The sequence below is a fragment of the Frankia sp. Mgl5 genome (assembly GCF_023242985.1).
Taxonomy (GTDB): domain Bacteria; phylum Actinomycetota; class Actinomycetes; order Frankiales; family Frankiaceae; genus Parafrankia; species Parafrankia soli.
In genome coordinates this window covers 1-284 of record NZ_JALKFY010000075.1, presented here as the reverse complement: position 1 = coordinate 284, position 284 = coordinate 1, and the positions used below count along the sequence as shown (strand labels likewise).

The following is a 284-nucleotide window of genomic DNA, read 5'->3' as shown; positions in this document are numbered from 1 at the left end:
CAGCCTGCACGTGAGGATTTTCTTCGGCGTTTAAAATGCCGTCCTCAGCTACGTTGCACACATAAAGCAGCGGCTTAATTGTGAGCAAATGAAGATCATGCACCAACTTCTGTTCTTCCTCATCCAACTCTACGCTGCGAGCCGGGTGGCCCTCTTCGAAAGCCGCTCTCAAGCGCTCCAGTACGTCGAGCTCCTGCTTCGCTTCCCTATCCCCCGCTTTTACTTTGCGGCCAATGCGCTCAATGCGCCGTTCAACGGAATCAAGATCGGCGAACACAAGCTCC

General features: G+C 53.9%; 1 protein-coding gene. It reads left to right on the top strand.

Annotation, left to right across the window (positions count from 1 at the left end; all coding sequences use genetic code 11):
• Positions 1–97: 97 nt before the first annotated feature.
• A partial coding sequence (locus MXD62_RS08425; RefSeq protein WP_248828835.1) for a hypothetical protein occupies positions 98–284 on the top strand: 187 nt, incomplete at its 3' end.